Here is a 17,910-nt window from a genome sequence, read left to right as displayed (position 1 = left end):
TCGTTTATCTTTGTAGAAATCAAGGTTAAACCAAACAAGATCAAATTTACACTCAAATACAAGCATGAAACCTACTTTAGTGATCCTGGCAGCAGGAATGGCAAGCCGATATGGCAGTATGAAGCAAACCGATGGATTCGGACCAAATGGAGAGACCATAATTGAATACTCTATTTACGATGCGATAAAAGCAGGCTTTGGTAAAGTAGTTTTTGTCATAAAGGAGGAGTTTGCAGAGAATTTCAAAAGTATTTTTGAACCAAAATTAAATGGAAAGATAGAAACAGATTATGTTTTCCAGACTTTTGACCTGAAACCTTTCGGCGTCGATATTGAAATTGAAAGATCAAAACCATGGGGTACGGCCCATGCTGTTTTAGCGGCAAGAGATGCTGTTAAGGAGCCCTTTTGCGTGATTAATGCTGATGATTTTTATGGCAGTGAGTCTTATCAGAAAATGTGTGATTTCCTAAATGATGGTGTTTCTGATACTCAGTTTTCTATGATCGGATTCCAAATCGACAAGACACTTTCAGAACATGGATATGTCTCTAGGGGAGTATGCGAAGTGGATGCAGATGGTAACCTGGCTGAAATTCATGAACGTATCAAAGTATATTTTAAACCCGATGAGGCCGGTAACAAAAACATCGTTTTTGAAGAAGAAGGCCGTGAGTATCCGATAAGATCAAATTCAAGGGTTTCTATGAATTTCTGGGGCTTTACACCAAAAATATTCGAATTATCTTCCGGTATTTTCAAAGAGTTTGCTCTTGCAAATACTGATAATCCCAAAGCTGAATTTTTCATTCCGCTTGCCGCTGAAAAGCTAATCAGAAACCACCAGGCAAGTTTTAAAGTTATCCCGACACAAAACCAATGGTTTGGTGTAACATACGCAGAAGATAAGCCAATTGTACAGGAATGTATTGACAGGCTGGTTGCTGAAGGTGAATATCCGGGTAATTTGTGGGCTTAAAAGCTTTCGTCCCCTTCTGATAAACGGAGGGGGACAATTTTTTATTGAACTTTACAGGAATTATCCCTCATCACACTCATACCCCCAGCCATATTGGTCACCTTTTTAAACCCATTCTGCATAAGAATATAACTTGCCCTCGGGCTTCTATGGCTGCGTGAGCAATAAACAATGATCTCTTTTTCTTTATAAGCGGCCAGTAAAGCAATCTTTGCCTCGAGCTCCTGTATTGGCAGATTTATTGCATTCTTTAATCTCCCCAACCTGGGCTCTGCCCTACCTTCAAATTCATCTTTCGTACGAACATCCAGCAAAATCACTTTAGGATTTCTACTGATGTAATTGCAAATTTCCGATGGTTCAATAGTTTTAAAATTTATTGTAGACTTTTTCACCAGGGGCATTTTGCAATGTGAACAGATGCCATGTGCAGAGTAAACTTCCTTATCACAAGACTGGCCGCAGGGGGTGCAGGAATATTCGTCCTTAATAGAGAATGATGTGGTGGACGAAGTAAAACTGAGGCATCCAATAGCAATAATAAGGGTCAGCAAAACGCTTAAATCTCGAAAAAAGAGGCTTGAATTATTCATAGAACCAATTGTATACTAAAGATAAGCATTTAAAATTCAGCTTAAACTCCCGGATTGAATTTACAAAATGTCCATATCATTCAGGGATTTCCTAATCAATCCGTCCCGGCAATAAGCCTTGCATTAAGCTGTGCATCAATCCAGCGGCTCCATTCATCCTGCTTAGCCTTGTTAATTCCGTGATTGGTTTCCTGATCATACTTCTGCTGTAAGCGGTTCATCTCGCGGTAGGATTCAAGATATTCAAAGTTGATGATTCCCTCATAATTATCAGGATTTAGCTTTTCTGAAAGCAGCTTCGCCTTAAACCGCTCCGAAATTATTTTAACCAGATCGAAATGTCGCTGTTCATGATTAAGACTATAAGTACTCTTTATCATAGGAAATGCCCATGAAGCACTTCTAATCATATAAACTTTAAGAACTATCTGAACCTGAATGAGTCCACCTTTAAGTTCACGCTGCATATCATAGCCGAAAGATGGAAAAATAGCCGCCTGAAATCTGGTATTCTGAGGAGGCTTTGCCTGAAAGTCATTAAAGCTCAATGATTTGGCTTTTTGATAATAAACAGTATCCGCATCCTGCTCACTATAATTTCGAAATGAAAGTTTCAGTCCTTTGGCAAGTAAAATATTTGTCGCCGACTCCTTCTTCATCCAGTTATGGATATACTTCAAATTATTTCCAAGAACCTTTCGTAATGCCGGTTCAATATATTCCAAATTATGAATTGAACGGGTATATTTCAAGTTCATACTGTAGGTGGTCAGTGGCTGGGTTCCCCAGTCTTTTTCCAGTTCAAACTGAACTTTTAATGTCACCTGGCCTGAAACATGAGTACCATCATTGTTTTCCCTGACTAAGCAATCAAGAATGCGGATATTAATCGGCACTCCTTCGGTATTCCGGGGCAATCCATTGATCAGAAAATTAGAAAGGGCATTCTTATTACCCCCAATAATATCTGAAGGATAGCTTTTCATCTTCCCGCTTCCATCTTTATACCATAAAGTGGCAAATACCTGTCCCGGGGGACGGGCATCTATTACATTAGCGATATAATAATCCCAATTCCCATTTAAAACTTTCTCAGTCTTAAGCTGTATCTGTCCGGGCTGGGCAAAACCGGCTAAGGAAGTAAACAACATACTTACAAGCAGCAGGATGACTAAAAATGCCGGGTGGTTTTTCACTTTAAATGAACGAATTGGGATTGAAAATGTTGTTTGTTCAATTGATAGTTGATAATTGATAGTTGACAATTAAAATTGTTGAGTAGCGAATAATTTTCCGTCTTGTCTTGATTTCTGGTTCTTGATTCTCAATACTCTATACTCAATACTCTATACTCTATACTCTATACTCTATACTCATACCCTATACTAAAAAAGGCTGCCTCCATACGGAAACAGCCTTTGTATTTCAGAAGAAATTATCTTACTTCTTATCGTCTTCTTTTACTTCTTCAAAGTCTACATCAGTGACATGATCACCTGCATCCTGAGCTGAAGCATCACCCTGAGGAGCATCCTGACCTGCACCGGCTTCCTGAGAAGCTTTGTACATCTCTTCTGATGCAGCATTCCATGCTGTTTGAAGTTCTGCCTGAGCAGTATCAATCGATGCGAAATCTTTAGCAGCATGTGCATCCTTCAATTTTTTCAAACCTTCTTCAATGGGGGCTTTTTTATCATCCGCTAATTTATCCCCATACTCTTTGAGTTGTTTCTCTGTAGAGAAGATCAATGCATCAGCAGCATTCAGTTTATCGACTTCTTCGCGTGCTTTCTTATCTGACTCAGCATTAGCTTCTGCCTCATCTTTCATTTTCTTGATCTCTTCATCGGTCAAACCTGAAGAAGCCTCAATACGGATTTTCTGCTCTTTATTGGTTGCTTTATCTTTTGCGGCTACGTGTAAGATACCGTTAGCATCAATATCAAAAGTTACCTCGATCTGTGGAATACCACGTGGTGAAGGTGGAATACCATCCAGGTGGAAACGTCCGATCGTTCTGTTCTGATTAGCCATTGGGCGTTCACCCTGCAGGATATGAATCTCAACAGAAGGCTGATTATCAGAAGCTGTAGAGAACACTTCAGATTTTTTCGAAGGGATAGTTGTATTTGCTTCGATCAGTTTGGTCATTACACCACCCATAGTTTCGATACCTAATGAAAGCGGGGTTACGTCAAGCAGCAATACATCTTTAACCTCTCCGGTCAAAACACCACCTTGTATTGCAGCACCGATTGCAACGACCTCATCCGGATTGACACCTTTTGAAGGCTCTTTTCCAAAGAAGGCTTTTACTGCTTCCTGAATCGCAGGAATACGGGTGGAACCACCAACCAATATGATTTCATCAATATCTGATGTGCTTAAACCAGCGTTCTTAAGTGCTTTTTTACAAGGATCTATCGTACGCTTGATCAGGCTGTCAGCCAGTTGTTCGAATTTTGCACGGGTTAATGACTTAACAAGGTGCTTAGGCATACCATCACCAGCCGAAATGTACGGCAGATTTATCTCTGTCTGCGTAGCACTTGATAATTCAATTTTAGCTTTCTCTGCAGCTTCTTTCAAACGTTGTAAAGCCATAGGATCTTTACGCAGATCTATACCTTCATCACTCTTAAATTCATCCGCCATCCAGTCGATAATCACTGCATCAAAGTCATCACCACCCAGGTGAGTATCACCATCGGTAGATTTTACTTCGAATACACCATCACCCAATTCAAGGATAGAAACGTCATGTGTACCACCACCGCAATCGAATACAGCAATCTTCATATCCTTATGAGCCTTATCCAGACCATAAGCCAGTGCTGCTGCAGTAGGCTCGTTAATGATACGGGATACTTTTAATCCCGCAATCTCTCCGGCTTCCTTGGTTGCCTGACGCTGAGCATCATTAAAATATGCAGGAACAGTAATTACCGCTTCATTTACCTCATGACCCAAAAAGTCTTCAGCAGTTTTCTTCATTTTTTGAAGAATCATCGCTGATATCTCCTGTGGAGTGTATAAACGATCGTCAATTTTTACACGTGGTGTATTATTATCACCCTTTACTACCTGATATGGTACTCTTGTAATTTCATTTGTTACCTCACCAAAGCTATTACCCATAAATCGTTTGATCGAAGAAATGGTTTTTGTTGGGTTTGTTATCGCCTGGCGTTTTGCCGGATCCCCTACCTTACGCTCTCCATTATCTATGAATGCTACAATTGAAGGGGTAGTACGCTTACCTTCACTGTTTGGAATAACTACAGGCTCATTACCCTCCATTACTGATACGCATGAATTTGTAGTTCCTAAGTCTATACCAATTATCTTTGCCATATATTAAATCTTAATTTGTTACAGTTTATTAATGTCTAATTATCAAGCCTTGTGCCAAATGATCTATAACCCGAATTGACAGTATTATATTCTCCAAGGCTGCAAAAACAGGGTTTTTGGAAATGACAGGATGGCAGATTTAGTTGAGAGTTGAGAATTGATAGTTGTCAATTGTCAATTGAATAAATTATCTTCGCTTCATGTCACTTTTCGAAATTAAAGAACGCATTGAAAGCCTTGTCAAAGAGCTTAATGAGCATAATTACAAGTATTATGTACTGGCTCAGCCTGTAATTTCTGATTTTGAATTCGACAAAAAGCTGGAGGAACTGACAGCGCTTGAGAAAGAATACCCGGAATACCTGGATCCAGAATCACCGACCAGAAAGGTTGGTGGCGACATAACCAAAGAGTTTCAGACTGTAAAACATAAATGGCCCATGCTATCGCTTGGTAACACTTATAATGAGCAGGATCTGAAAGATTTTGACGAGCGGGTTCGAAAAGCTATTGGCAGCAATTTTGAATACGTTTGTGAGCTGAAGTTCGACGGACTTTCAATCAGCCTCAGCTATGAAAATGGCAAGCTGATCAGAGCAGTTACCCGCGGCGATGGGACACAGGGGGATGATGTGACCAATAATGCCAGAACCATCCAAAGCATTCCAAAATCGATCAAAGGAAGCGGGTTTCCTCAGGCTTTCGATATCCGGGGAGAAGTTTTCATGCACCGTGCAGCATTCGACAGGCTAAATAATGAACGCATTGAAAACAATGAAGTCCCTTATGCTAACCCAAGAAATTTTGCCTCCGGAACATTGAAAATGCAGGATTCAAGCGAGGTGGCCAAACGCCCCTTAGATTGCTTTTTATACTTCCTTTACGCCGATAAACTTATTTACAATACCCATTGGGAAAGTCTGGAAGCCGTTAAAAAATTAGGCTTTCATGTGTGTGAACATAGCAAGTTGTGCAGTAACATTGAAGATGTGCTCGAATTTATCCATTACTGGGATGAGAAAAGGTTCGGTTTAAGTTATGACATCGACGGGATTGTGATTAAAGTAAATAATTACAGTCAGCAGCAGGAATTAGGCTTTACCGCAAAATCTCCCCGATGGGCAATCTCTTATAAATACAAAGCACAGGAAGTAGAAACCATACTTGAAAAAGTTACTTATCAGGTTGGTCGTACCGGTGCAGTAACGCCTGTTGCGAACCTGAAACCGGTTCTTCTTGCTGGCACCACCGTAAAACGGGCTACATTGCATAATGCTAATGAAATTAAACGCCTTGATCTTCATGAAGGTGATACAGTTCTTGTCGAAAAGGGAGGGGAAATCATTCCAAAGATCATTGCTGTAAACACCTCAAAACGAAGCCAGAATGCCTTGAAAATCAGCTATCCGGATATTTGTCCGGAATGCGGAAGTAATCTCCTTAGAAAAGAAGGGGAAGCCGTTCACTATTGTCCGAATGATGAGGGCTGTCCACCACAGATAGTTGGTAAAATGCAGCATTTTATTAGTCGCAAGGCCATGAATATAGAAGGTTTAGGGCATGAGACAATTGAAGCCTTTTACAGAAAGGGATTTATTGAACACATCTCCGATCTCTACCTGCTTCATGAGAAAGAAGATCAGCTTAAAGAGATTGATCGTTTTGGGGAGCGGTCAATCAGGAATATGCTCGATGGGATTGAAAAATCCAAGCAGATGCCCTTCGAAAAAGTACTTTTCGGACTTGGGATACGCTATGTTGGCGAAACCGTAGCAAAAAAAATCGCAGCACATTTCAAAGACATTGACAGTCTGATGAATGCCAGTTATGATGAACTTATTTCTGTTGATGAGATTGGAGAACGAATCGCCGAAAGCATCATCGAATATTTTAAAGAAGCCCGTCATAAGGAACAGATCAATGCCCTGCGAATGCATGGACTTCAGTTCGAGTCTGTTCAGAATACAATTGAACTTGCCAGTAATAAGCTGGAAGGCAAATCATTCATCATTTCCGGCGTGTTTGAGAAATACAGCCGGGATGAATTGAAAGACCTTATTGAAGCAAATGGCGGTAAAACTTTAAGCAGTATCTCTGCTAAATTAAATTATCTTGTCGCGGGTGATAATATGGGGCCATCTAAACTTGAGAAAGCTATAAAGCTTCAGATCCCCATTATTTCAGACCAGGAATTAGTCGAAATGCTGCAATAATTTTGCGATAATAGCCTAATATTCGCAAAATCGTTTTAATATTGAGCCATTCCGCTTAAATTAGCGGAGTTTCTATCGGATAAATATAGTATAATGAACAAATTTCATGGAACAGGAGTAGCCATTATTACTCCATTTAAGGCAGATCGGTCTGTTGACCATGCCGCTCTCAAAACTGTGATCGACCATATGATAAATGGTGGTGTCGAGTACATTGTTTCATTGGGAACAACCGGTGAATCAGCAACACTTAACAGTGAAGAGAAACGGGCGGTTTGGGATACCACGATCTCACATGTGAACGGAAGGGTACCACTGGTAGCCGGGATTGGAGGTAATAATACCTCTGAAGTATTGAATGATCTTAAGAAATTTGACGCAAAGGGATTTGACGCGATTCTTTCTGTTTGTCCATATTATAATAAACCTACGCAGGAAGGGATCTATCAGCATTATAAAGCAATTGCTGAAGAAAGCCTGCTGCCAATTATTCTCTATAATGTTCCGGGAAGAACCGGGGTGAATATGAGTGCAGAAACCACCCTCAGGCTTGCTCATGATTGCAAAAATATCATCGCAATGAAAGAGGCCTCCGGCAGTTTTGATCAGTTTAATAAAATCATCAAGGATAAGCCTGAGGACTTCCTTTTCATATCGGGAGATGATGCCATTGCTTTACCATTGATCTCTATGGGAGCAGTCGGTGTTATTTCTGTGATTGGGAATGCTTTGCCGGGCATATTTTCTACCATGGTTCGGATGTGCCTGGATGGAAAATTTATTGAAGCACAACCCTTGCATCACAGTCTGACTGAATTTACATCCTTATGCTTTACCGAAGGTAACCCTGGAGGTGTAAAATCAGCAATGAATATGATGGGAATTTGCGAGGATCACATGAGACTGCCTTTGGTTAAAATAAGTGAAGCAACTGAGAACCAAATCAAAGCCCAACTGGAGTTATTAAACCTGCTTTAGGTCAAATCATATTTAACAAAAAAAGCCCTGCTTTTAATAGCATGGCCTTTTTTGTTTGAATTGCAAAATTATTTTTTCTTAGCAGATTTTGCCGCTTCCTTGTTCTTCATAGTCTGAACCTCAAGACGAATAGCCTGAGCCAGGTTCTTTAAATCTTGCATTCCTTTTCTTACGCGAGTACCAGCAGCGCTGTTAGCCTTACTGTAGAACTTCTCAGCATCCGCTTCCAGGGATTCGAATAAATTTTTTGCTTCAGTGAATTTTTTCATGTTTTTACTCCTTTAGTTTTGAGGTTAGTGTTGTTTACTATAAGCTAATGTAAAATGTTTTTTTCATATAAAGAACAGTTAAAATAAATAAAACCATGCGTTTCCAGCGTTTTTTTCCACATTTTAAGCAGTTATGCACAATATTTACACATTTTGAAATATTAATTCCTTATTATTCAATCGTTTACAAATCAATTTGAAATAAAAATGCCCTTAGAAGCTATCTAAGGGCATTTTTTATTATTGGAAACCAAGGTAGCTCAAAGCCGGGGTAGAGATTATGCTCCGACAGTGCTCTTCTCTTTATAATGTCCCTTTTTCAATTTTTCAGCAAGTTCACTATAAGCATCAAGTGTACGGTTCACATCTTCAATAGTATGCAATGCTGTTGGAATAAGACGCAACATAATCAAACCCTTTGGTATAACCGGATACATAACAATTGAACAGAAGATACCATAGTTCTCTCTCAGGTCCATAGTGATGGCTGTAGCTTCCTGAAGCTCGCCCTGAAGGAAAACAGGAGTTACCATGGTATTAGTGACTCCAATATTAAATCCTCTTTGCTTGAGACCATTTTGCAGGCTGGTAGCAATGAACCATAATTTCTCTCTCAACTCGGGTTTGCTCTTCAACAATTCAAGTCTTTTCCTTAAACCGATTACCATTGGCATTGGTAATGACTTCGCAAAAGTCTGCGAACGCATGTTGTAACGAAGGAAATTAGTGATCTCTTCTGTTGATGCGATGAATGCACCTATTCCCGCCATCGACTTCGCAAAGGTTCCGAAATATATATCCACCCCTTCAATACAACCCTGCTCTTCATGAGTTCCGGCACCGGTTGGACCCATTGTTCCAAAACCATGTGCATCATCAATTAAAAGACGGAAATTGAATTTCGATTTCAGATCTACTATATCTTTCAGTTTTCCCTGTGCACCCGACATACCGAAAACTCCTTCTGTAATCACCAGGATAGCACCACCTGTATTTGCAACCCATCTGGTTGCTCTTTCAAGCTGCTTTTCAAGGCTTTCCATATCATTATGGGTATAAACAAAACGTTTCCCCTGATGAAGACGAACCCCATCAATAATACATGCATGCGATTCGGCATCATAAACGATAACATCATGTCTGTCGATCAAAGCATCAATTGCCGACATGATTCCCTGGTAGCCATAATTCAATAAGAATGAATCCTGCTTTCCTACAAATTCTGCAAGTTCTCTTTCAAGTGCTTCATGATGATTAGAATTACCTGACATCATACGCGCACCCATCGGGTAAGCAAGTCCGTACTCTGCAGTTGCGTCTGTGTCGGCTTTACGAACTTCCGGATGATTGGCAAGTCCAAGGTAATTATTCAAACTCCAAATCAGGTGCTCTTTACCTCTAAACATCATATGCGAACCTATCTCACCTTCTAGTTTAGGGAAGGAGAAATAACCATGGGCCATTTTCTGGTGCTGGCCCAGAGGTCCCATATTTTTCGAAATTTTATCAAATAAATCCAATTGGTATAATTTTATTGTTAGCGTCTATTTGGGGCAAAGTTAATATTTAGCAAGCTGATTCACAATATTAGATGAGAGATATGAAATCTGAGATCTGAGATCTGAGATCTGAGATAATAGAACAGGATTCTACTTCCTGATTCAGGTTCAACCTGGTCCCGGATTTAATAGAAAAAGACAGGAATTGGCCTGTCTTTTGTGTTGGTTATCTGTTAACTGTTATCAGTTCTCTGTAAATAGTACTAAATATGAAATGAAGTATTACCCTCACGTCTGAATACTCAATACTCAATACTCAATACTCAATACTCAATACTCAATACTCAATCAACGTTATCGTGTAAAAATGAATTATTAGGCCTGATCTCCGTAATTCCCTCCTCCACGCTCAGCGTAAAACGGGATACCTGAGACTCTGAAGAATGAGGAACATCAGGAAGGGACATTTGCTTACGCTTATAAGCCGGTTCGTTCTCAAGCTCCTGCAATCCATTGGTTGTACGCAATTTCATACTCAGGTCTTTCAAGCGAAGAATTCTTTCTTTCGACTTACGCAATTGTTCTTCTATCGATTCATCTGTCTTATTTTCATCAGGATTGAACATCAACTCAGGGATTTCTTCTTCCTCAATTTCAGCAATCGGTTCAACTTCTACCCTGATCTCCTCGGTTCTGATCTCAAATTCATAGGATGGTTCAACCGGAGCTGTTTCCTGAGTAACTGGAACTTCATCACTCAAAGTATGGCGAATAAGATCAGTATCCTCTACCCGCTCCTCCTCTACTTTTGGAGCACTTTGAAAGTAGCCAGCAAAAAGATCAACCTGACTTTCTTCCCTGGTTTTAAGTACAGGAACATTTAATTCTTCATTTTTAACTTCCAGGAAGGTGTTTTCCTGTACAGGCTTCACCAATGGTGCCTGCTCGGGAGTCAGAAGGGATACTTTACGCACCTGGCTCTTTTCAACCTCACGCTCTTCCCTTGTTTGAAATCCTGTGGCAATAATAGTCACCGAAATTTTTTCACCAAGACCTTCATCTGTACAGTTACCCCAGATCAGATCTGCTGCAAGTCCGGCTTCCTGCTGTATGAAATCAGTAATGATACTCACTTCATCCATAGTCACCTCCTTATCTCCTGAGCTGATATTCAAAAGGATATAACGGGCACCTTCAATTTCATTGTCCTTAAGTAATGGAGATGCCAAAGCACCTTCCACTGCTCTCAATGCGCGGTTCTCACCTTCAGCAGCATAACTTCCCATGATGGCCACACCGCTCTCTTTCATTACGGTGCGCACATCTTTAAAGTCAACGTTTATATATCCGGGAATAGTGATGATCTCGGCTATACCCTTGGCAGCAGTTGTTAAAATATTATCAGCCTGTGCAAATGCAGAGCCCAGAGTAAGATTCCCAAAGATTTCACGCAAACGATCGTTTGAAATAACCAGATAAGAATCTACATACTTTTTAAACTCTTCTAAACCTTCCTCTGCCTGATTCTTTCTGCGCTTTCCTTCAAATGAGAATGGGGTAGTAATGATACCTACGGTTAGAATGTCCATTTCTTTGGCTGCCTTGGCAATGATCGGGCTTGCCCCGGTTCCAGTACCACCGCCCATTCCGGCAGTAATGAAGAGCATTTTGGTATTGGTACCAAGCATCCGCTTAATATCATCAATATTTTCAATGGCAGAGTTCTTTCCAACCTCAGGGATTGATCCTGCACCCATTCCTTCTGTTAAGCTTGCGCCTAACTGAACTTTATTGGGTATAGGACTGAGTTCAAGAGCCTGCGCATCAGTATTACAAATTATGAAATCAACACCTGTGATTCCCTGGCGGTACATATGGTTTACAGCATTACCGCCGCCGCCACCAACACCAATTACTTTGATGATCGATGACTTTTCTTTTAACATTTCAAACTGCATATTCTTAATTATCAGTTGGGTAAATCTTGTTCATTCTTAGACAGTTTACACTGTAAAACTAGCCAAATTTCAACGGTGCTTTTCCTTAATCATGCGATTGTGGGAAACTCCGCTATTGTGGAAAATTAATTTGTATAATCCTCATCCTTGATATCATCCTTGATGAATTTGGTGCTCGACTGCAATATCCATTCAAACATTCCCTGTCCTTTTTTCGGTTTCTGAATTGCCTTGGCTTTTTCAACAGGAGCATCAACCGACACTACTGATTCTTCGACCAGTTCAGCCTTCTGTATCCCCTTGATCAGCAGACCAATACCTGTTGCATACATTGGACTTTTTAGTTCATCATAAACATTTTTAGGAAGCACATCATTCTTCGCCAAATGTTCGTTAGGATATCCGATGCGGCTATCAAGACCGGTTACAAATTCAACCAGTTGAGGTAAATGCTTCAATTGAGCCCCACCACCTGTAATCACGATTCCGGCAATCAGCTTCTTCTCATATCCTGAGGATTTGATCTCATAATAAACATGTTCAATAATCTCTTCCATTCTCGCCTGAATCACATAAGCAAGATTTTTTACAGATATCTCTTTAGGCTCCCTGCCGCGAAGGCCCGGAACACAGATAATTTCATTCTCCTTGTTTTCCTCAGCAAGAGCTGAGCCAAAACGGGTTTTCAATAACTCAGCCTGATTACGCATTACCGAACAGCCCTCGCGGATATCTTCTGTAACACTATTGCCCCCGAATGGAATTACCGCTGTATGACGGATAATTCCTTCATGGAATATAGCCAGGTCGGTAGTACCACCACCGATATCTACCAGAACCACTCCCGCTTCTTTTTCCTCATCGCTCAGCACCGACTCAGATGATGCTAGTGGTTCAAGTATCAGTTCCTGCGTTTCAAGCCCGGCATTCCCAACACATTTCAAAATATTCTTAACCGCGCTAACATGACCTGAAATGATGTGAAAATTAGCTTCCAGACGAACGCCTGCCATGCCGATAGGGTCTTTTATCCCCGGTTCATTATCTACTGTGAATTCCTGAGGCAATACATGAATAATCTCCTCTCCCGGAGGCATCACCAGTTTGTACATGTCCTCAATCAGCTTGTCGATATCCTTACGCTGGATTTCGGTATTCAATTCTTTACGGGTCAGGATACCGCGGTGCTGAAGACTCTTAATATGCTGCCCGGCAATCCCAACATTGACGATCTTAACATCCACATTTGATTGGGCACTGGCTTCTTCAACCGCAAGTATGATTGCCTGTACGGTTTTCTGAATATTGGAAACTACTCCACGGGTAACTCCCGCAGATTCGGCTTTACCCATACCCAAAACTTCGATTTTACCATGTTCGCTCCTGCGACCAACGGTAACACAAATCTTAGTTGTACCGATGTCCAAACCAACAACTATTGGTGAATTTTTGGCTGAAGCTGAGTTAATTTGATCCATATTCTTTGTATTAAAAATTTATTAGTTCTGAGTTTCTGTTATAGTACTATCGGCAATCTGTTTATTGATGTCGATCGTGGTCTTACTGCTATCAATAATGTTCTTTTCGCAAACAATCTGATTGGCGTATTTCAGATTGATTGTTTTATAGGTATCCCAACCTACCTTAGGAATTGCCTTCTTATAAAATACAAGCAGGTTTCTGAATTTGATCTGTAGTGAATCGGCGCTACCTAAAATAATCTTATGGCCTCCAACTCGCGGAACCATTTCAATATCCCCCTTCAGATCAACAAACAACTGTTCGATCTGATTATCCCATAAAGTATCACTTCTGATATAAAGCGCTGTACGGAAAAGATCCCTGGCCATCTTTGTTTTGAGCGTATCAACCCGACCGCTGAAATCCTCCTCTATCAGACCACTTGCAACCAGCACCTTTGCTGTATAATTATCTGAAAGCGGTATTTTATTTCCATTGCCATCGATATAAAAATGCAGGTTTGCCATATTCACAACTCTCAGCACCGGCTCCCTTTGTCTGATCTGAACATGGATAACTCCGGTCATATCAGCGTATACCTTGGCAAATTCGATGAAAGGATTAGCCTTCAGGGCATTCTCAAGCTTATGAATATTGATATCATTCAGATCCTTTCCAAGCATAGCCCCGCCATTTTCCATCAGGATCTTGTCCACCTCATCCCTTTCAATGAAATTAAACTGCCCCGGAAGTAATACTTTCACATCCTTGCACTTTAAAGCGCTCTTTTTTATCTCTATAAAACTCATCAGCGTAATCAGTCCGCTCAGGCTGATTAGCCAGAGGAAACCAAATAAAATTGCTCGCCAATTAATTTTTTTAAACATTTGTTAAAATTTCTTTCAATGGTATAATCAGAGTGTCGATATCACCGGCTCCTACTGTTAATAGTAATTCAGGTTTTTGCGCCCTGATATAATCCAGTGTTTGCTCTTTTGATAATATCTGTTTTGTCTCTATACTTACTTTATCCAGAATCATGTCTGAGCTAACCCCTTCAATAGGCAATTCTCTGGCCGGATAAATATCCAGCATGATAAGCTCATCCGTCATACTTAAGACCTCTGAAAAACCCTCAGCGAAATCCCTGGTCCGTGTAAAAAGATGTGGCTGGAAGATTGTAGTCAGTTTTTTATCCGGGTAAAGTGTTTTTACCGCCTGAATGCAAGCCCTTAATTCTTCCGGATGATGTGCATAATCATCGATATAAATATGCCTCTGGTCTTTAAGGATATACTCAAAGCGCCTTTTCACACCGAGAAAACTTGCCAATGCCTTTTTTATTTTTTCAGGATCGATACCCAGGTGTAATGCAACTTCGATCGCAGCAACAGCATTTTCAATATTATGAAGACCCGGTAAACCGAGCTGAACATTTTCAATCACGATATTCTCATTCTTAAAATCAAAATAGAAGCTTCCTTCCTTCACTTTCACGTTGACTGCCTGAATATCTGCCAGCACATTTGCTGAATAGGTTTTACCTCCGCTAAGGTCGAGCCCCTTTTTAAAAATCAGTCTGCCACTTTCTTTGATCTGGGAAACAAATTGCCTGAATGATTCAACAAGATGTGAACGGTCTCCATAGATATCAAGATGATCGGCATCCATTGAAGTGACGATAGCAAAATCGGGATAAAGGGTGAGGAAAGAACGATCAAACTCATCAGCTTCTACCACCATGGTATTATTATCACCAAACAGCACATTTGAATCATAATTAGTTGCGATTCCACCCAGAAATGCAGAACAATCGTATCCACTATCCTTAAGAACATGGGCAATGATGCTGGAGGTTGTAGTCTTGCCATGAGTACCGGCCACAGCAATGGTGTACATTCCTTTGCTGATGATACCCAATACTTCAGAACGCTTTTTGAGCGAAAAGCCTCCCGACCTGAAATAATTCAATATTTTAGAATCCTTTGGAATTGCCGGAGTATAAATGATCAAAGTTTCGGGATCATTTTCAAGGAAACTAACTTTCAGATTATCTTCCTCATCCTGATAAACAACCGAAATACCCTCATTTCTCATTGCAGAGGTAAGTGGAGTTATGGTTTTATCATAACCACAGACCACACATCCACGCTTTTTAAAATAACGGGCAAGGCCGCTCATACCGATGCCTCCGATACCAATTAAATAAACCCGTTTAATATTTTCTAATTCCATATTGTTGTATAAAAAATACTCCGCTAATCTTTTGCAATTCTTAATACCTCTCTTGCAATCACTTCATCCGCATCAGGCAAAGCCATTTTACCAATGTTATCAGCAAGCGCTTTACATTTATCCTTATTGTTGATTAGCAATAAGGCAATATCAATCAGTTCGAGTTCAGCCATCGCATCCCCAACCATTATTGCTGCATCATTTTCTACCAAAGCGATTGCATTCTTTGTCTGATGATCTTCAGCCACATTAGGCGAAGGAACCAGGATCACCGGTTTTTTTACAGCGCACAATTCGGCTATGGTGCCCGCTCCTGCCCTGGATATTACCAGGTCGGCGGCAGCATAGGCCAGATCCATCCGGTGAAGAAATTCAAGCACCTTAATATTTGGATGCTCTTTTCCTTTCATTTGCTCCATTACCGATTGGTAATAATATTTACCGGTCTGCCAGATCAATTGCACATCTGCTGCTAAAATCTTATTAAGTCCCGAAATCATACTTTTATTCAAAGTACCCGAACCCAAACTACCTCCTGTAAGGAGAATGGTCTTTTTATGTGGTGAAAGACTCAATAATTCTGATGCTGCAAAGCGCTTATTCTCAATATCAACTGCTTCCTTCCTGATTGGATTTCCGGTGATTCTGATTTTCTCTGCAGGAAAGAATTTTTCCATTCCCTTAAAGGCGACGCAAATAAGTTCTGCGTCTTTTCCCAAAATCTTATTGGTTATTCCCGCAAAGGAATTCTGCTCCTGAATCAGATAAGGTATTTTCAGCTGTGAGGCTGCATACAACAATGGTCCCGAGGCATAACCTCCTACCCCTACAGCAGCATCAGGTTTAAAATTTTTAATTATTGATCTTGCCTTCATCACACTTTTCAATAGCTTATAAGGCAGTAAAATATTTTTAAGGATAGAGCTTCGCTGAAATCCCTGAATATCCAATCCGATAATTTTGTATCCGGCAGCAGGGACTTTCTCCATCTCCATACGTCCGTTGGCCCCAACAAAGAGAATCTCCGTGCCGGGATCAATTTTTTTGAGCGCATTCGCTATTGCTACAGCCGGAAATATATGTCCGCCTGTTCCGCCACCGCTTATGATCACCCTTTTCCCCATTTCTTATTTTCTTTGAATCAGCTTTAAAATCTTAAAAGATTCATCAATTATCCCATTGCCGGTATTTCACCAATAATTACTTTTTCCTTACTCTTATTTTTCTTTTCCTCAATATCCCTGCTCACACTCAGTATAATTCCGAAAGCTACACTCGTAAACAGAATGGATGTTCCGCCCATACTAACCAGCGGCAACGGAACTCCGGTCACCGGACCCAGCCCAACTGCGACGGCCATGTTTGCAAATGCCTGAATGGTCAGGCTGAAACTTAAACCAGCCGCCAGCAGTGCCCCAAATGCCTTGGGGCTGTCGGTCACAATCAACACACAGCGATACAGAAAAAGCAGGTATAGCAGTACCAATCCGACTCCCCCAACCATACCGTACTCCTCAATGATCAAGGCAAATACAAAATCTGAATAAGGGTGTGGCAGGAAATTACGCTGGGTACTGTTACCTGGTCCTTTGCCAAAGATTCCACCTGTTGCAATCGCAATTTTAGCCTGGTTAGCTTGAAATGCCTTATCAGGATCAGCCTTTTCGGGATGAATAAAAGTATCTATCCGCGAAATATAGGTCTTCCTTCTTGGACCCAGCATCATTACTGCACCCAGTAGTACCACACCTGCAAGACATACAATAGAAATCTGCTTGATGCTGATTCTACCCATGATCAACAAGAGAATACTAACACCAAATAACATCAAGGCAGTTGAAAGATTTGCAAGTGCAATCAGTACAAAAACAGCACATACTGCAGCCATAATTGGCAAAAATGCCTTCTTAACATCCTTGATATTTTCCTGTTTCTTACTCAGAGTACGTGCCAGAAATGTAATCAGAGCCAGTTTTGCCAAATCGGAAGTCTGGAATGTCTGATTGATAATCGGAATAGTTACCCAGCGACTGGCTTCATTCACACTGGCTCCAAAGAGCAGCGTATATGCCAGCAATGGAATCGTAATAACCATCAATACTTTGGAAATCCCGGCATAATACCGGTAATCAAGTAAATGTGAAAAATACATTAAGGCAATACCACCAACGATCATGACCAGGTGCTTGATCAAAAACTGCTCAGAACCAACACCCTTCTTGTAAGCAAGCGTTCCGGTTGCACTGTAAACAGCCAGCAGCGACCATACTGAAAGTAAGATCACGATCAGCCAGATCCAGCGGTCACCTTTTGTTTTGCTTATTAGTCTTTCCATTTGTTAGTTATCTGTTATCAGTAGTCTGTTGTCAGT

General features: G+C 40.7%; 14 protein-coding genes. 3 read left to right on the top strand and 11 right to left on the bottom strand.

All coding sequences use genetic code 11. The annotated features are described in order from the left end of the window. Positions 1-64 precede the first annotated feature (64 nt). On the top strand, positions 65-979 hold the full coding sequence (locus tag Q8M41_RS04560) for a sugar phosphate nucleotidyltransferase (RefSeq protein ID WP_305364064.1): 915 nt from the start codon (positions 65-67) through the stop codon (positions 977-979). A gap of 41 nt (positions 980-1,020) precedes the next feature. Here the strand turns inward: Q8M41_RS04560 and Q8M41_RS04555 are convergent, their stop codons facing one another. The 3 genes from Q8M41_RS04555 to dnaK all read right to left on the bottom strand — a co-directional run bounded on the left by Q8M41_RS04555 (position 1,021) and on the right by dnaK (position 4,926). Beyond that, a complete protein-coding gene (locus tag Q8M41_RS04555; protein ID WP_305364063.1) occupies positions 1,021-1,374 on the bottom strand; it encodes a rhodanese-like domain-containing protein in 354 nt (117 codons plus the stop codon). A gap of 293 nt (positions 1,375-1,667) precedes the next feature. Beyond that, positions 1,668-2,837 carry a hypothetical protein gene (locus Q8M41_RS04550; RefSeq protein WP_305364062.1) on the bottom strand — a complete coding sequence of 390 codons (1,170 nt, stop codon included), beginning with the start codon at positions 2,835-2,837 and terminating at the stop codon, positions 1,668-1,670. A 175-nt stretch (positions 2,838-3,012) separates the two neighbouring features. Beyond that, positions 3,013-4,926 (bottom strand): molecular chaperone DnaK, encoded by a 1,914-nt coding sequence (gene dnaK / locus Q8M41_RS04545; protein WP_305364061.1) that lies wholly within the window; start codon positions 4,924-4,926, stop codon positions 3,013-3,015. A 200-nt stretch (positions 4,927-5,126) separates the two neighbouring features. Between dnaK and ligA the strand changes: the two genes are divergently transcribed. Both ligA and dapA read left to right on the top strand, forming a co-directional pair. Then, positions 5,127-7,139 carry an NAD-dependent DNA ligase LigA gene (gene ligA, locus Q8M41_RS04540; protein WP_305364060.1) on the top strand — a complete coding sequence of 671 codons (2,013 nt, stop codon included), beginning with the start codon at positions 5,127-5,129 and terminating at the stop codon, positions 7,137-7,139. Positions 7,140-7,232: 93 nt separating this feature from the next. Then, positions 7,233-8,117: a 4-hydroxy-tetrahydrodipicolinate synthase gene (gene dapA, locus Q8M41_RS04535; protein ID WP_305364059.1), complete on the top strand. Its 885-nt coding sequence runs from the start codon at positions 7,233-7,235 to the stop codon at positions 8,115-8,117. 68 nt (positions 8,118-8,185) lie between these two features. On the opposite strand, the gene Q8M41_RS04530 is transcribed toward dapA, so the two are convergent. The 8 genes from Q8M41_RS04530 to Q8M41_RS04495 form a co-directional block, all read right to left on the bottom strand. After that, positions 8,186-8,386: a histone H1 gene (locus tag Q8M41_RS04530; protein ID WP_305364058.1), complete on the bottom strand. Its 201-nt coding sequence runs from the start codon at positions 8,384-8,386 to the stop codon at positions 8,186-8,188. A gap of 278 nt (positions 8,387-8,664) precedes the next feature. Next, positions 8,665-9,906, bottom strand: a complete 1,242-nt coding sequence (locus tag Q8M41_RS04525; protein WP_305364057.1) for a pyridoxal phosphate-dependent aminotransferase family protein — start codon at positions 9,904-9,906, stop codon at positions 8,665-8,667. A 323-nt stretch (positions 9,907-10,229) separates the two neighbouring features. Continuing rightward, positions 10,230-11,843 (bottom strand): cell division protein FtsZ, encoded by a 1,614-nt coding sequence (gene ftsZ, locus Q8M41_RS04520; RefSeq protein WP_305364056.1) that lies wholly within the window; start codon positions 11,841-11,843, stop codon positions 10,230-10,232. A gap of 125 nt (positions 11,844-11,968) precedes the next feature. Then, positions 11,969-13,321, bottom strand: coding sequence for a cell division protein FtsA (gene ftsA, locus Q8M41_RS04515; RefSeq protein WP_305364055.1), 1,353 nt, complete (start codon positions 13,319-13,321; stop codon positions 11,969-11,971). 21 nt (positions 13,322-13,342) lie between these two features. Next, a complete protein-coding gene (locus Q8M41_RS04510; protein ID WP_305364054.1) occupies positions 13,343-14,191 on the bottom strand; it encodes a cell division protein FtsQ/DivIB in 849 nt (282 codons plus the stop codon). Continuing rightward, the gene (gene murC, locus Q8M41_RS04505; protein WP_305364053.1) at positions 14,184-15,539 is read right to left on the bottom strand and encodes a UDP-N-acetylmuramate--L-alanine ligase; all 1,356 of its coding nucleotides are present in this window, start codon (positions 15,537-15,539) and stop codon (positions 14,184-14,186) included. The genes Q8M41_RS04510 and murC overlap by 8 nt, the downstream gene beginning before the upstream one ends. Before the next feature lie 23 nt (positions 15,540-15,562). Continuing rightward, positions 15,563-16,663: an undecaprenyldiphospho-muramoylpentapeptide beta-N-acetylglucosaminyltransferase gene (gene murG, locus Q8M41_RS04500; protein ID WP_305364052.1), complete on the bottom strand. Its 1,101-nt coding sequence runs from the start codon at positions 16,661-16,663 to the stop codon at positions 15,563-15,565. A 47-nt stretch (positions 16,664-16,710) separates the two neighbouring features. After that, positions 16,711-17,874: an FtsW/RodA/SpoVE family cell cycle protein gene (locus tag Q8M41_RS04495; protein ID WP_305364051.1), complete on the bottom strand. Its 1,164-nt coding sequence runs from the start codon at positions 17,872-17,874 to the stop codon at positions 16,711-16,713. Positions 17,875-17,910 lie beyond the last annotated feature (36 nt).

This window comes from Daejeonella sp., assembly GCF_030684675.1.
Classification (GTDB): domain Bacteria; phylum Bacteroidota; class Bacteroidia; order Sphingobacteriales; family Sphingobacteriaceae; genus Daejeonella.
Note: the sequence above shows the minus strand (reverse complement) of the source record. Positions and strands in the feature narration are given on the sequence as shown.

What these genes read in the sequence shown, in the direction of transcription:
- ftsA (WP_305364055.1), bottom strand. Translation starts at nt 13,321, where the DNA reads ATGGATCAAATTAACTCAGCTTCAGCCAAAAATTCACCAATAGTTGTT.
- Q8M41_RS04510 (WP_305364054.1), bottom strand. Translation starts at nt 14,191, where the DNA reads ATGTTTAAAAAAATTAATTGGCGAGCAATTTTATTTGGTTTCCTCTGG.
- Q8M41_RS04495 (WP_305364051.1), bottom strand. Translation starts at nt 17,874, where the DNA reads ATGGAAAGACTAATAAGCAAAACAAAAGGTGACCGCTGGATCTGGCTG.
- ligA (WP_305364060.1), top strand. Translation starts at nt 5,127, where the DNA reads ATGTCACTTTTCGAAATTAAAGAACGCATTGAAAGCCTTGTCAAAGAG.
- ftsZ (WP_305364056.1), bottom strand. Translation starts at nt 11,843, where the DNA reads ATGCAGTTTGAAATGTTAAAAGAAAAGTCATCGATCATCAAAGTAATT.
- Q8M41_RS04560 (WP_305364064.1), top strand. Translation starts at nt 65, where the DNA reads ATGAAACCTACTTTAGTGATCCTGGCAGCAGGAATGGCAAGCCGATAT.
- Q8M41_RS04530 (WP_305364058.1), bottom strand. Translation starts at nt 8,386, where the DNA reads ATGAAAAAATTCACTGAAGCAAAAAATTTATTCGAATCCCTGGAAGCG.
- murG (WP_305364052.1), bottom strand. Translation starts at nt 16,663, where the DNA reads ATGGGGAAAAGGGTGATCATAAGCGGTGGCGGAACAGGCGGACATATA.
- dnaK (WP_305364061.1), bottom strand. Translation starts at nt 4,926, where the DNA reads ATGGCAAAGATAATTGGTATAGACTTAGGAACTACAAATTCATGCGTA.
- dapA (WP_305364059.1), top strand. Translation starts at nt 7,233, where the DNA reads ATGAACAAATTTCATGGAACAGGAGTAGCCATTATTACTCCATTTAAG.
- murC (WP_305364053.1), bottom strand. Translation starts at nt 15,539, where the DNA reads ATGGAATTAGAAAATATTAAACGGGTTTATTTAATTGGTATCGGAGGC.